Below are 12,518 nucleotides of genomic sequence, written 5' to 3' on the forward strand. Positions count from 1 at the left end.
CTTCGGCCCGGTGCCGTTCAGGGCGCCGCCGCGATCGTCCGTTTCACCGCCGCCACCGCCTTTGCCGGCACCGACACCGCCCGCAGCCCCAGCCGCAGCAGCCCCTCCAGCCGCGCCGGATCGGCCGCCGCCTCACCGCACAGGCACACCGGCACCCCCTTGCGGCCTGCGCTCTCCAGCGTGCGGGCGATCAGCAGCTCCACCGCCGGCCAGCCGTCGCGGCGCAGGGTTTCGAACGCCTCATCGGAGCGGCTCGCCGCCAGGGTGTACTGGGCCAGGTCGTTGCTGCCGATCGCATAGAAGTCGGCAGGAAACATCTCGCTGGTGAGGGCCGCCGCCGGCACTTCCACCATCATCCCCAGCGGTGGCCGGCGGCAGGGGAGTCCTGCGGCGCCCAGCTCCGCCACCACCTCCTCCAGCAGGGCAGCCGCCGCCACGAACTCCTGCGGCACCGTCACCATCGGCAGCAGCACCCGCAGGTCGCCCGCCACCGCAGCACGTGCCAGGGCCCGCAGCTGGGGGCGCAGCAGCTCAGGACGCCCCAGGGTCAGCCGCAGCCCGCGCAGTCCCAGCGCCGGCTCCGCCTCCGCCGCCGTGATCCCCGGCAGCGGTTTGTCGCCGCCCAGATCCAGGGTGCGCACCGTCACCGGGCGGCCGCCGGACCAGGCCAGCAGCGCCTCGTAGGCCCGCTGCTGGCTGGCCTCGTCGGGGAGGCCAGCCGGCCCGGTGGCGGCGGCAGGCTCCTGCCGGGCGGTCACCTGCAGCAGGAACTCGCTGCGTACCAGGCCGATGCCGTCACACAGCTCCGGATCCAGTCCCTCCAGTTCGGCCGGATCGCTCACGTTGAGCAGCACCTCCACCCGCTCGCCACCGGCGGTGAAGGCCGGCCCGGGGGCTCCGCCGGGGTGCGCGGGCGTCGAGCTGCCTCCCCGGGCAGCGCTCAGGGCGGCAGCACGGGCCGGGTCAGGGTCGAAGGTCACCCAGCCGCTGTCCCCCTCCACCAGCACCTGCGTGGCCTCGGCCGGCACGGCGCCCACGGCCACCACCATCGGCACCCCCCGGCCCCGTGCCAGCAGGGCCACGTGTGCGGCCGCCGACCCCTGCTCCAGCACCACGGCCCCGCCGCCGCTCCAGTCGATCGCCAGGAAGCGCGAGGGGGTGAGATCGGGCGCCACCAGCACCGACCCGGGCTGACGGGCCGGCGTGACGGAGTGGCCGGGGGCCAGCAGGCAGCGCAGCACCCGGTCGCGCAGGTCGATCAGGTCCGCCGCCCGGGCGCGAAAGGTTGCATCCTCCGAGGCCTGGTAGCCAGCGATCTCCACCTCCAGGGCTGCCCGCCAGGCCACTTCGGCCGGTGGTGCCGCGGGGCCGGTCAGGGCTGCAAAGGCCTGGGCAGCGAGGGTGTCGTCCTCAAGAAGGGCCAGCTGCACGGCCAGGATCTCCGCCGCTTCCCCCTCAAGGCCGGCCACCTCCGACGCCAGCTCGGCTCTGCCCCTGGCAATGGCCGCCCGCAGTTCTGCGGCCCCCTGCGGCGGGCCGTCGGCGGCCGCATGGCGTTCTGGCTCGGGCCACCGCCAGATCGGCCCCCAGGCCATGCCCGGTGAGGCGGGCCGCCCCTGCCGGCGGATGCCGCTCATGGCGCCGCGCCTTCATCGAAGCCGGCCGAGACCAGCGCCAGCACCGCCGCCAGGGCCTCCTCCGCATCGACCCCCTCGCTGCGCACGTGCAGCACGGCCCCCTGGGGCGCCCGCACCCGCAGCACCTGCACCGGGCTTTTGGCATCGGCCCAGGGCCCTTCGGGCGCCAGCGCTACCTCCACCCGCGCCGCGAAGCGCTTGGCCAGCTGGGTGAGGCGCACGGCCGGCCGGGCATGCAACCCCACCGCGTTCACCAGCACCGCCCGGCCGATCCGTTGATCACTCATGGCGAGAGCGCCTCGGCCATCGCCCGCACCGCCGCCAGGTCCGATCCCCCCGACGCCTCCGCCGCCGCCACCACGGCCCCCTCCACCAGCGGTGCCTCGCAGATCACCACCCGCCCCCGCCGCTCCTCCGGAAGCGCCTCCACGGCCAGCTGGGCGTGCATGGCCGCACTGCCCAGATCCACCAGCACCGCCACACCGTCGTCACTCCAGGCGGCCGCCAGGGCAGCGGCGATCGCGGCCACATCGCAGCCCAACCCGCCGCCCGGGTCACCGCCGCTCCAGGCCAGCGGCACCGCCTCGCCCACCATCTGGCGCACCATCTCGGCCGTACCTTCCGCCACCTTCGCCGAGTGGGACACCACCACGATCCCCACCGTCATGGTGCCGACTCCGGGGCTTCGAGCACGTCGGTCACGGCGGCCACCAGCAGGGCACAGGAACGGGCGCCCGGGTCCACATGGCCGATCGAGCGCTCCCCCAGGAACGAGGCCCGGCCCCGCTGGGCACGCAGGGGTTTGGTGGCTTCCGCCGCCTCCAGGGCCACCGCCCGGATCTCCGCTGCCGTGGCGCCACGCGCCAGGGCGGCGTGCACCGGATCGAGCACGTCGAGCAGGGTTTTCTGGCCGGCATCGGATCGGCCCCGTGCCTTCACCGCATCCACGGCCTGCCGCAGGGCCGCCGTCAGATGCGCGCGATCAGGGGGGGCGTCGAGCGCCGGGCCTAGGGCCTGGCCCAGCGCCATCAGCAGGGTGCCGTAGAGGGGCCCCGAGGCACCTCCAACCTTCAGCACCAGTTCCATGCCCGCCTGGCGCAGCAGTTGCGGCAGCGGCAGGGCCGCCAGCGTGCTCTGCTTCGCCCGCACGGCGTCCAGACCGCGCTGCATGTTGAGCCCGTGGTCGCCGTCACCGATCGCCCGGTCGAGTTCGCTGAGCTCCTCGGCATGGGCCGCCACCGCGGCTGCCGCGGCCTCGATCAGTGCGGCTTGGGCGAGGCGCGCCATGGAGAGGAGGCAGCGGGCGTGGGCGGACACCCAGTATGGAAACGTGCCGGGGTGACCCCTTCAGGGGAGGGTGAACCCTGAGGTGTTCAGGTGCTTGAGATCGAGCATCACGATGCTGAGCCAGCCCAGCAGCGCCAGACCGCCAAGGACAGCCAGGACGACCAGAACACCAGACAGCACTGATCTGGCAGCGCCATTTTTGTTCGTCACAGGCTGATGTTGTCGGAGGATGAAGTATGCCACGGCCAGGTATCACGTTGCTTGATCGCTTGAGCCAGCGCTGGATTGTTTCTGAGTGATCCACTGACAGGATGATTCGCTATAGGTTCACACCGCCAGGGGCTCCCATCACTGCGGGTTCAGATCAGCGCGCCTTCAGATGTTCAGGCAGAGGATCAGTCTGATGACGACATCCTCTGGATGGTCGAGAGTCTCTGGAGGATTGAAGCGGCCTCAGGCCTGACGCGCTCAGGGTGAGGGTCGGTCTCCCGCACCTTCTCAGGCGCTCGAGGCGGATCGAAAGTGAAAACAAGAGGGATCCACCCGGCGGTTGGCGCCGAACCAGGGTTCGGAGCGGCCATACCGATGTGGAGCACATCCTCACCACCCTTTCTCCCAGGAGGTCGCACCATGGCACTCTTGAAACGCGAATCGCTCAAGGATGTCGAAGATCTGTTCGACCGCTACGCCCTCGGGCTCCCTTGGCCGTTCGGCCGCAGCAGCTCCGCTCTGGCGAACGGGCCCCTGCACGACTGGCACCCGCGCGTGGACATCACGGAATCCGACACGGGTTATGAAGTGCGGGCCGACATCCCCGGAGTCCGCAAGGAGGACCTGAAGGTCACCCTCCAGGATGGTGTCCTCACCATTCAGGGTGAGCGCCAACAGGAGCACAAGGAGGAGTCTGAGCGCATGCACCGGGTCGAGCGTGCCTACGGCAGCTTCAGCCGCAGTTTCACCCTCCCCGATGATGCCGACGCGGCAGCAATGACCGCCACGGCCAACGATGGCCAGCTGACGGTGTCCCTGCCCCGCAAGGGCACAAGCCCGAGTGAGGAACCGGTCCAGATTCCGGTTCAGTGATCACGGACGGGCCATGGCCCGTCCATCGTTGAGGCCACACCTCCGGTCGCTTGCGATCCTTGCCGGATGAGTCCCCCTGCCGCCAAAGCCGTTGACGCCGTGGTGGTGGGAGCCGGACTCTCCGGCCTGGTGGCGGCCCGTGCTCTGCAGGCCGCGGGCCGCTCGGTGCGGCTGATTGAGGCGGCCGCCACGGTGGGGGGGCGGATGACCGGTGAGCGTCTGCAGCTGGTTGCTGAGGCCCCTGAGGCTGGATGTTGCAGCGCCTGGATTGACCTGGGTGGCCAGTGGGTCGGCCCCACCCAGACCCGTGTGCTGGCCCTCCTGGACCGCCACGGCATCCGCCGTTTCGAGTCCCCCCATGCCGGCGACACGGTGCTGGTGTTCGGCGGGAGCCGCTGCACCTTCGCCGGCTTCTTCCAGGGCTTCCCCGAAGGCCAGCCTCCCGCCGTGCCCAGCGCCGACTGGGACGACGCCATGGCGGCCCTGGAGCGGTTCCAGACGCTGGTGGCCCAGCTGCCGGAAGGCCACCCCCACCGCCATCCCGCCGCCGCCGAACTCGATCGCCGCAGCTTCCAGGACTGGATCGACGAGAACACCCACACGCCCTTCGCCGCCTGGTACTTCGCTTACTTCTGCCGCGCCGTCGGCTTTCTCGGCCCCGCTGAGCCGGAGCAGGTGTCGCTGTTGCATGTGCTCTGGGGCCAGCGCACCGCCCCCCAGGGCGAGCATCCGGAGGAGTCCCTGCTCCACGGCGGTGCCGGCCAGCTGCCGGCCCTGCTGGCCGGCGAGTTGGGGGAGGGGGTGCTGCGGCTGGGCGAGCCGGTGCGTGCCATTGAGCAGGTGTCCCCTGAGGCCGGGCAGCCGGTGCGGGTGCACACCGATCGGGCCACCTATCCCTGCCGGGCCGTGATCGTGGCGATGCCGCCGGCGCATGCGGCCCATCTGCGCTTCTCGCCGGAGCTGCCCGATGACCGCCAGCAGCTCAACGACGAGATGGCCATGGGCGCCTGCGCCAAGGTGATGGTGGTGTACGCCAGCCCCTGGTGGCGGCAGCAGGGGCTGTCGGGGATCGCCATCGGCGATCGGCCCACCGTGGAGCTCTGCGCCGACAGCTCCGATCCCGAAAACGGCTGTGGCGTGCTGGCTGCCTTCGTGGTGGGGCATCGTTACCAGCGCTGGGCCGCTCTGGACGAAGCCAGGCGCAGGCAAGCGGTGCTGGCTGATCTGGCCGCCTACCTGGGACCCCAGGCCCTCGAGCCCCTGGCCTATGTGGAGAAGGACTGGCCGTCGGTGCCGTTCGTGGCTGGCGCCTATGCCGGCTGGATGCCGCCGGGGCTGTGGACCCGCTGCGGTGAGGCCATGCGCCGGCCCCACGGCCGGGTGTTCTGGGCCGGCACCGAGGTGGCCGAGCGCTGGCCCGGTTTCTTCGAAGGCGCGGTGCGCAGCGGTGAGGAGGCAGCGGCAGCAGTGGTGCAACGGCTTGGCTGAATCCAGATCCCCGCAACTGCGCGAACGCGATCCCCGTGAGCTGGGTTGGCGGCTCTGGAGCCTGCATGCCCTGCGCACGGCCCTGGCGGCTGGTGTCTCGATGGCCGTGGCCAGCGGCCTCGGCCTGTCGGATCCCTACTGGTCACCGATCACCACGATCATCGTCACCCAGTCGACCCTGGTCGACTCCTGGCTGATCTCACGCCGCCGGCTGCTGGGCACGGCCCTGGGTGTGGTGGTCGGCGCCGCTCAGGTGCAGTGGCTGCCTGCGGGGCTGCCGGCCTATGTGGCCGCCGTCCTGCTGCTGGGGCTGCTCTGCGGCCTGCTGCGACTGCACCAGAGCGCCTACCGCTTCGGGGGCATCGCCCTCACCATCGTCAGCCTCGTGCCCCACGCCTCACCCGTCTGGAGCCTGGCCTGGTTCCGCTTCGTCGATGTCAGCCTCGGCATCCTGGTTAGCCTGGCGATCACCCTGGTCTGGCCTGAGCGCCTCAGGTGATGGCTGTCCGGCAGCACCGACATGCGCTGATCCCCAGGGCCAGGACCCCGGAGCCTGAACAGGCTCTGATGGAGGCCTCGAGGACGTTTCGCGCCTCCTTCCAGCAGCTCCTCCAGGGCCGCATCGGAGAGGTCCTTGGCGAGGATTCCCTGCCAGCTCGGGAGTTGCACCGGCGCTGGCCGGAGCTGCGCCGGCAGCTCGATGCCTGCCCGCAAATCCAGGCGGCCCATCAGCGGCGTGCGGCCCTGCAGGACCAGCTCTGGGCCACGGTCAAGGCGGCGATCGCGGACGACCGCCAGCGCCTGGAGGCGGTGGCCGACAGCCAGCGCCGGGGACCGGGAAGCCTGCAGCTGACGGCCGATCTGGCCATCCCCTCCCACCAGCTCAAGGCCGACATCCACCGCATGCCGGGGGGCTACCTCAACGCACAGGAGGAAGAGGGTGTCGTCACCGGTGCCCTCTACGACCATGGCGTGTTCCTGTACGGCCAGGGCTGGTTCGGTCCTCTCAACGATGCTCCCGGCAGGACCGTGATCGAGCAGGTGCTGGCCCGCCATCACGCCGGCCTGCGGCCGCGGCGGATCCTCGATCTGGGCTGCGGGGCGGGCCACAGCACCCTGCCCTATGCGGCGGCCTTCCCCGAGGCCGAGGTCTGGGGGATCGATCTGGGGGCCTCCCTGCTGCGCTATGCCAGTGCGCGGGCGCGGCTGCTCGATCACGCCGTTCACTTCGCCCAGCAGGATGCCGAACGCACCGGCTTCGGGGATCGCAGCTTCGATCTGATCGTGAGCCACATCCTGCTGCACGAGATCCCGGCTGCCGCCAGACGGCGCCTGTTCGCCGAAGCCCATCGCCTGCTCAGGCCACAGGGGGTGATGGTGCATCTCGACAGCGCCCTCTTCCTGCGCCCCTCGACTCCGGCCAGTCGTTACTTCCGTGACACGGAGGTCTGGGTGAACTCGGAGCCCTATCTGGCGTCCTCCCCGGATCACGCCTTCGCGGCCTATGCCCTCGAGGCCGGCTTCGCCCCGGATCGCTTTCAGGTTCATGAGCTGCCGGGCCCCACCGCTGAGGCCGGCGGCACACCCCAATGGCTGGCCTTCTGCGCCCGGAAGAGCTGAGCCCGCCGGCGATCGGGCCGGGTTGTGCACAACACTCCAGGCGCCGATACGCTGGCGGACCCTCCTCAGCACAGGTGCCATGGCCCCCAGGGTCTCCCTAGCAGCCCGCAGCAGGCGAGTGAGCCGGGAAGACGCTCTGGAGGAGCTCGATCTGGCGACCCTGGCCCAGGCCTACCGCTCCGGCCATCCGGTGTACCTCGGCCGCGGCGACTTCTGGGTCTGGTCGCAGGACGGCATCCCCTCCTGGCTGGTGCCCCGGTTCGAGGATCTTGGCTTCCTGCCCTGATGCTCCGGGGGGCCTGCACCTAGCCTCGGCTCGCGCTGAGGTTCAAGGACATCCCCATGGAACTGAGCATGTACACGGCCTCCGTGCCGCCCCTGCGCCGGACGCTCACCAACCTGATTGCAGTGCTGGGCAAGGGCCTGGTCCATGCCGAGACCCAGGGGTTCGATCCCGCTGTGCTGGTGACCAGCCGCCTCTATCCCGACATGTTCCCCCTGTCACGGCAGGTGCAGATCGCCTCCGACCTGGCCCGCCGCGGCGTTGCCCGCCTGGCTGGCCTGGAGGCGCCGCCGCTGGAGGACACGGAAACCAGCTTCCCCGAGCTGATCGATCGCCTGCAGCGCTCGATCGCCTATCTCGATGGCTTCCGCGCTGATCAGATCGACGGCAGTGAAGACCGGGAGATCACCGTGCCGATCGGCCGCGGCGAGACCATCACCATGGCGGGATGGCCTTTCCTCTTGATGTTCGTCCTGCCCAACGTCTATTTCCACACCACCACCGCCTACGCGATCCTGCGTCACAGCGGTGTGGTGCTCGGCAAGCGCGATTACCTCGGCGAGCCCTGAGCTCGCGGCTCTGAATGCCCACCGGTGATCCGGTCATCACCGCCCAGGCCAGTGTGGCCATCGCCCTGGGGGGCAACCTCGGCGACCCCATCGCCACCCTCACGGCTGTGCGCCCCCTGTTGATCCGTGAGCTGCACGGCTGGGCGGCGCGGGCTGCCACTCAGCTGCTGCTGGGGTGGTCGCCCCTGTTCCGCACGGCGCCGGTTGGCGGGCCGCTGGGGCAGCCGCCCTTCGTCAATGGGGTCCTGCTGGTGGGGCGCGCAGCCGGGGGCCGCGAGCCCTGGCCCGATGCGCTGGCCCTGCTGATGCGTCTGCAGGACCTGGAGGCGCGCTTCGGTCGCCAGCGTCTGGAGCCCTGGGGTCCCCGCAGCCTCGATCTCGACCTCCTCTGGTGCGGCAATGCCCGCTGCAGCAGCCCCCAGCTGGAGCTTCCCCATCCGTGCCTGCGCCAGCGCGCCTTCGTGATCGGCCCCCTGGCGGCGATCGACGCGCAGCTGGTGCTCCCCGGTGGCCACCAGACCGCCGCCGCCCTGCTGGCTGAGCTGCTGAGCAGCCCCGGCGCCGAACCACCGCCGCTGCCCCTGCCCGCTCGGGAGGGCTGGCCCGAGGCAGTCTGAACCACGCGGCCTGAACCGCGCCGGCTTCGGCTGGCGGTCACACTGGTGGGCCTGCTCCAGCTCCCTCCATGGCTCCCCTGCCGCCGCCAGAGCCCTCCACCCATCTGGAAACCACGGCAGTCCTCGAGGCCCGCAAGCTGCGCTTCGAGCTCAACCGGGTGATGCTGCCGATGGGTGTGGAGGGCACCTACGGGATCATTCGCCATCCCGGCGCTTCCCTGGCGGTGCCGGTGCTGGCCGACGGGAGCGTGGTGCTGCTGCGCCAGTACCGGTTCGCGGTGGAGCGGCGCATCCTCGAGTTCCCCGCCGGCACCCTGGAGGACGGCGAGGATCCCCTGGAGTCGATGCAGCGGGAGCTGGGGGAGGAGGCGGGCTACAGCGCCAGCCGCTGGGATTCCCTCGGCCTGATGCTGCCCTGCCCCGGCTATTCCGATGAGGTGATCCACCTGTTCCTGGCCCGGGATCTCACTCCTCTCAGCGAGCGTCCCGCGGGCGACGACGACGAGGATCTGGACGTGCTCTTGCTGGCGCCCGCCGCCCTCGATGCGGCTCTGGCCAGTGGCGATGAGGCCCTCGACGGCAAGAGCGTCACCGCCTGGTTCCGGGCCCGCCAGCTGCTGGGCCTCGGATGAACCCGCCGCGCTGGCTGTTCTGGCACCGCCGCGATCTGCGCCTGGCCGACAACCTGGGCCTGGCCGCCGCTGCCCGCGCCACCGCCGCCGTCACAGGCGTGTTCGTCTTTGATCCGGCCCTGCTGGACGCCCCCGATCTCTCCCCGGCCAGGCTCTGGTTCCTGAGCGAGAGCCTGCGGGAGCTGCAGGGCCGCTGGCGGGAGGCCGGCTCCCGTCTGCTGCTGCTGCGCGGGGATCCGGCTGAGGTGCTGCCGCAGCTGGCGCAGGCCGCCGGCGCCCAGGTGGTGGCCTGGAACCGCGATGTGGAGCCCGATGGCCGTGCCCGCGACCGCCGCGTTGCTGAGGCCCTGCGCGCCGGCGGCTGCAAGCTGCTGGCCGACTGGGATCAACTGCTGGTGCCCCCCGATGCCCTGGCCACCGGCGCCGGCGATCCCTATCGGGTCTATGGCCCCTTCTTCCGCTCCTGGCGACGGCGGATCGAGCAGGCCGGCGCCGAGGCCTGCGCTCCCGTTGCCGCTCCGGCGAGCCTCATCGACCTCGACCCTGCTGCCCTGCCCGCTGAACGCCGCCGGCTCTGGGACCAGCTGAACTGGCTGGAGACGGTGCCCACCCCCGGCGATGGTCTGCCCGGTGCACCCTTCGCGGGCGCCGATCTCTGCCCCTGCCGCCCCGGGGAGGCCGCCGCCGCCGCCCAGCTGGCCGCCTTCGCCGACGGACCCCTCCTGGGCTACGAACCGGGCCGTAACCTGCCGGCGGAGCCGGGCACCTCAGGTCTGAGCGCGGCGCTCAGGTTCGGCACCCTCAGCCCCCGCCAGGCCTGGGCCGCCGCCCAGCAGCAGCGCCCGCGGGCCCGCAGTGAGGAAGAGCTCCAGTCGATCACGGTCTGGGAGCAGGAACTGGCCTGGCGCGAGTTCTACCAGCAGGCCCTGTTCCATTTCCCCGAACTGGCCGAGGGTCCCTACCGCCCCCAGTGGCGCCACTTCCCCTGGGAGAACGACGAGGGCCGTTTCGCCGCCTGGTGCGATGGCCTCACGGGCGTGCCGATCGTGGATGCCGCCATGCGCCAGCTCAATGACTCCGGCTGGATGCACAACCGCTGCCGCATGATCGTGGCCTCCTTCCTGGTGAAGGATCTGATCGTGGACTGGCGCTGGGGTGAGCGCCAGTTCATGCGCCTGCTGGTGGACGGTGACCTGGCGGCCAACAACGGCGGCTGGCAGTGGAGTGCCAGCAGCGGCATGGACCCCAAACCCCTGCGCATCTTCAACCCCTACACCCAGGCGGCCCGCTTCGATCCCGAGGCCACCTACATCCGTCGCTGGTTACCCGAGCTCTCGCGTGTGGCCACGGCTGATTTGATCCGTGGCGAAATCGCCCCCCTGGAGCGCCGGGGCTATCCGGGCCCGATCGTGGATCACAAGCTGCAGCAGGCCCGCTTCAAGGCCCTGCACGCGGCCTCGGTGGCTGCGCCTCAGGAGGCCAGGCTGAGGGGCTGAGTCACCAGCTGCCGCATCACCGCGGTCACGGTGGCCTGCTGGGCGGCGCTCAGTTCCGGGAAGATCGGCAGGCTGAGCACTTCGGCGGTCAGCCGCTCGGTGATCGGCAGGCTGCCGGGGCCATAGCCCAGCTCCGCGTAGGCCGGCTGGCGGTGGATCGGGATCGGGTAATAGATGATCGTGTTGACGCCGGCTTCGGCCAGGGCCTGCTTCAGCCAGTCGCGGCAGCAGCTCTCCGGCAGGCCATAGGTGGCGCTGTCGCTGGAGGGCACACAACCACCGCCGCAGCCCGCCTCGGCTGACGGGCAGCGGGGCACGCGCACCACGAACTGGTTCCAGCTGTGGCCGCTGGGCCCTTCCGCCGGCAGCATCAGACCCTGCAGATCAGCCAGCTCGCTGCGGTAGGTGGTCGCCAGCTGCCTTCGCTGCTCCACCCAGCCGGCCAGGTGGGGAAGTTTCACGGAGAGCACAGCCGCCTGCATCGCGTCGAGGCGGCTGTTGTACCCAAGTGAGGTGTGCAGGTAGCGGCGCGGCATGCCGTGCACGGCCAGCTCGCGGATGCGGGCGGCCAGCGCCGGATCCCGGCAGGTGACCGCACCGCCGTCCCCGGCGCCGCCGAGGTTCTTCGTGGGGAAGAAGCTGAAGCAGCCCGCATCGCCCCAGCTGCCCACCGGCCGCCCGGCCCAGCTGGCGCCGGTGGCCTGGGCGCAGTCTTCGATCAGCAGCAGGTCGTGGGCGGCGGCGATCGCCCCCAGCCGCTCCATGTCCACCGGCCGCCCGAACAGGTGCACCGGCATCACGGCCTTGGTGGCGGGCGTGATCGCCGCCTCGATCCGATCGAGATCGATCAGATAGGTGGACTCCTCCACATCCACGAATACCGGCGTGGCACCCACGGCGCTGATCGCTTCAGCGGTGGCGAAGAAGCTGAAGGAGCTGGTGATCACCTCATCGCCTTCACCGATGCCCAGACCCCTCAGAGCCAGAACCAGGGCGTCGGTGCCGCTGTTGCAGCCGATGGCGTGGGGGGTGCCCACAGCCTCGGCGAACTGTTGCTCGAAACGGGCAATCGTGGCGCCCCCGATGTATTGCCCGCTGCGCAACACCTGCAGAACGGCGTCTTCGAGGGCCTCACCCAGTTGATGAAGCTGCTCGGTGAGATCGAAGGGGGGCACCTGCATGGCAGCAACCTTAAGCCCCTCCAAGGGTCAGGCCTAGGCCGGCTCCAGCCCCGGGTGCCACTTGATGTTGCAACCGATTGCAGGCTTTTGCGCGGTGCCCAGCGGCCGCCCCGCCAGCAGGGAATCGAGGGCCGATCGCAGGTCGGAGCCATCCGCCGGTTGGCTGTTGCCCGGGCGGCTGCCATCGAGCTGGCCCCGGTACACCAGGCGCTGCTCCGCATCGAACAGAAACAGATCCGGAGTGCAGGCTGCCTTGAACGCTTTGGCCGCGCTCTGCTCCGGATCGAGGAGATAGGGGAAGCTCCAGCCGCAGCGGCGGCGCTGCTCCGCCAGCTGCTCCGGCCCGTCCTGGGGGTGCGTGATCAGGCTGTTGCTGGCGATCGCCAGGATCGTGATCCGATCGCTGTAGTCGTGATCGATCCGGCTCAGTTCCGCCTCGATGTGCTTCACGAAGGGGCAGTGGGCGCAGAGGAACAGCACCAGCAACGGCCGGGGCGCCAGACCGATGCTGCTCACCAGCTCACCGTCGAGGGTCTCCAGCGCGAAAACGGGCAGGGGGTGCTCCAGCGGCAGCATCGTCGAGGGAGTCAGTGCCATGGATGAGCCGTCGCTGAAGTGATTGTCG

General features: G+C 70.8%; 16 protein-coding genes. 9 read left to right on the plus strand and 7 right to left on the minus strand.

Annotated features, from left to right (window positions below; translation table 11 throughout):
- Positions 1-17: 17 nt before the first annotated feature.
- Genes WH5701_RS13800 through WH5701_RS17790 form a run of 5 tightly spaced genes read right to left on the minus strand, consistent with a single transcriptional unit; the run spans position 18 to position 3,167 of the window.
- The gene (locus WH5701_RS13800) at positions 18-1,637 is read right to left on the minus strand and encodes a putative PEP-binding protein (protein ID WP_006173108.1); all 1,620 of its coding nucleotides are present in this window, start codon (positions 1,635-1,637) and stop codon (positions 18-20) included.
- Positions 1,634-1,924 carry an HPr family phosphocarrier protein gene (locus WH5701_RS13805; RefSeq protein WP_006173109.1) on the minus strand — a complete coding sequence of 97 codons (291 nt, stop codon included), beginning with the start codon at positions 1,922-1,924 and terminating at the stop codon, positions 1,634-1,636. The genes WH5701_RS13800 and WH5701_RS13805 overlap by 4 nt, the downstream gene beginning before the upstream one ends.
- Positions 1,921-2,304: a dihydroxyacetone kinase phosphoryl donor subunit DhaM gene (dhaM, locus tag WH5701_RS13810; protein ID WP_006173110.1), complete on the minus strand. Its 384-nt coding sequence runs from the start codon at positions 2,302-2,304 to the stop codon at positions 1,921-1,923. The genes WH5701_RS13805 and dhaM overlap by 4 nt, the downstream gene beginning before the upstream one ends.
- Positions 2,301-2,924: a dihydroxyacetone kinase subunit DhaL gene (gene dhaL, locus WH5701_RS13815; RefSeq protein ID WP_037981571.1), complete on the minus strand. Its 624-nt coding sequence runs from the start codon at positions 2,922-2,924 to the stop codon at positions 2,301-2,303. The genes dhaM and dhaL overlap by 4 nt, the downstream gene beginning before the upstream one ends.
- Before the next feature lie 60 nt (positions 2,925-2,984).
- Positions 2,985-3,167, minus strand: a complete 183-nt coding sequence (locus WH5701_RS17790) for a hypothetical protein (RefSeq protein ID WP_156776761.1) — start codon at positions 3,165-3,167, stop codon at positions 2,985-2,987.
- Positions 3,168-3,554: 387 nt separating this feature from the next.
- Between WH5701_RS17790 and WH5701_RS13820 the strand changes: the two genes are divergently transcribed.
- The 9 genes from WH5701_RS13820 to WH5701_RS13855 all read left to right on the plus strand — a co-directional run bounded on the left by WH5701_RS13820 (position 3,555) and on the right by WH5701_RS13855 (position 10,712).
- Positions 3,555-4,007 (plus strand): Hsp20/alpha crystallin family protein, encoded by a 453-nt coding sequence (locus WH5701_RS13820; protein WP_006173114.1) that lies wholly within the window; start codon positions 3,555-3,557, stop codon positions 4,005-4,007.
- Positions 4,008-4,073: 66 nt separating this feature from the next.
- Positions 4,074-5,495, plus strand: coding sequence for a flavin monoamine oxidase family protein (locus WH5701_RS13825; protein WP_006173115.1), 1,422 nt, complete (start codon positions 4,074-4,076; stop codon positions 5,493-5,495).
- A complete protein-coding gene (locus tag WH5701_RS13830) occupies positions 5,488-5,994 on the plus strand; it encodes an aromatic acid exporter family protein (protein ID WP_006173116.1) in 507 nt (168 codons plus the stop codon). Before WH5701_RS13825 ends, WH5701_RS13830 begins: the two co-directional genes overlap by 8 nt.
- Positions 5,994-7,115: a class I SAM-dependent methyltransferase gene (locus WH5701_RS13835; RefSeq protein ID WP_006173117.1), complete on the plus strand. Its 1,122-nt coding sequence runs from the start codon at positions 5,994-5,996 to the stop codon at positions 7,113-7,115. The genes WH5701_RS13830 and WH5701_RS13835 overlap by 1 nt, the downstream gene beginning before the upstream one ends.
- A 79-nt stretch (positions 7,116-7,194) precedes the next feature.
- Positions 7,195-7,401: a hypothetical protein gene (locus WH5701_RS16980; protein WP_071934307.1), complete on the plus strand. Its 207-nt coding sequence runs from the start codon at positions 7,195-7,197 to the stop codon at positions 7,399-7,401.
- Between the two features lie 68 nt (positions 7,402-7,469).
- Positions 7,470-7,967 carry a DUF1993 family protein gene (locus WH5701_RS13840; RefSeq protein ID WP_232201926.1) on the plus strand — a complete coding sequence of 166 codons (498 nt, stop codon included), beginning with the start codon at positions 7,470-7,472 and terminating at the stop codon, positions 7,965-7,967.
- Positions 7,968-7,981: 14 nt separating this feature from the next.
- Positions 7,982-8,584: a 2-amino-4-hydroxy-6-hydroxymethyldihydropteridine diphosphokinase gene (folK, locus tag WH5701_RS13845; protein ID WP_006173120.1), complete on the plus strand. Its 603-nt coding sequence runs from the start codon at positions 7,982-7,984 to the stop codon at positions 8,582-8,584.
- A gap of 68 nt (positions 8,585-8,652) precedes the next feature.
- Positions 8,653-9,216, plus strand: coding sequence for an NUDIX domain-containing protein (locus WH5701_RS13850; RefSeq protein ID WP_006173121.1), 564 nt, complete (start codon positions 8,653-8,655; stop codon positions 9,214-9,216).
- On the plus strand, positions 9,213-10,712 hold the full coding sequence (locus tag WH5701_RS13855) for an FAD-binding domain-containing protein (RefSeq protein ID WP_006173122.1): 1,500 nt from the start codon (positions 9,213-9,215) through the stop codon (positions 10,710-10,712). The genes WH5701_RS13850 and WH5701_RS13855 overlap by 4 nt, the downstream gene beginning before the upstream one ends.
- On the opposite strand, the gene WH5701_RS13860 is transcribed toward WH5701_RS13855, so the two are convergent.
- Both WH5701_RS13860 and WH5701_RS13865 read right to left on the minus strand, forming a co-directional pair.
- Complete coding sequence (locus WH5701_RS13860; protein WP_037981134.1) at positions 10,688-11,893, minus strand: DegT/DnrJ/EryC1/StrS aminotransferase family protein; 1,206 nt, start codon at positions 11,891-11,893, stop codon at positions 10,688-10,690. The genes WH5701_RS13855 and WH5701_RS13860 overlap by 25 nt on opposite strands.
- Before the next feature lie 33 nt (positions 11,894-11,926).
- Entirely contained in the window at positions 11,927-12,490 is a 564-nt protein-coding gene (locus WH5701_RS13865; protein ID WP_037981577.1) for a thioredoxin family protein, read from the minus strand.
- Positions 12,491-12,518: the final 28 nt, after the last annotated feature.

Source organism: Synechococcus sp. WH 5701 (assembly GCF_000153045.1).
Classification (GTDB): domain Bacteria; phylum Cyanobacteriota; class Cyanobacteriia; order PCC-6307; family Cyanobiaceae; genus Regnicoccus_A; species Regnicoccus_A antarcticus.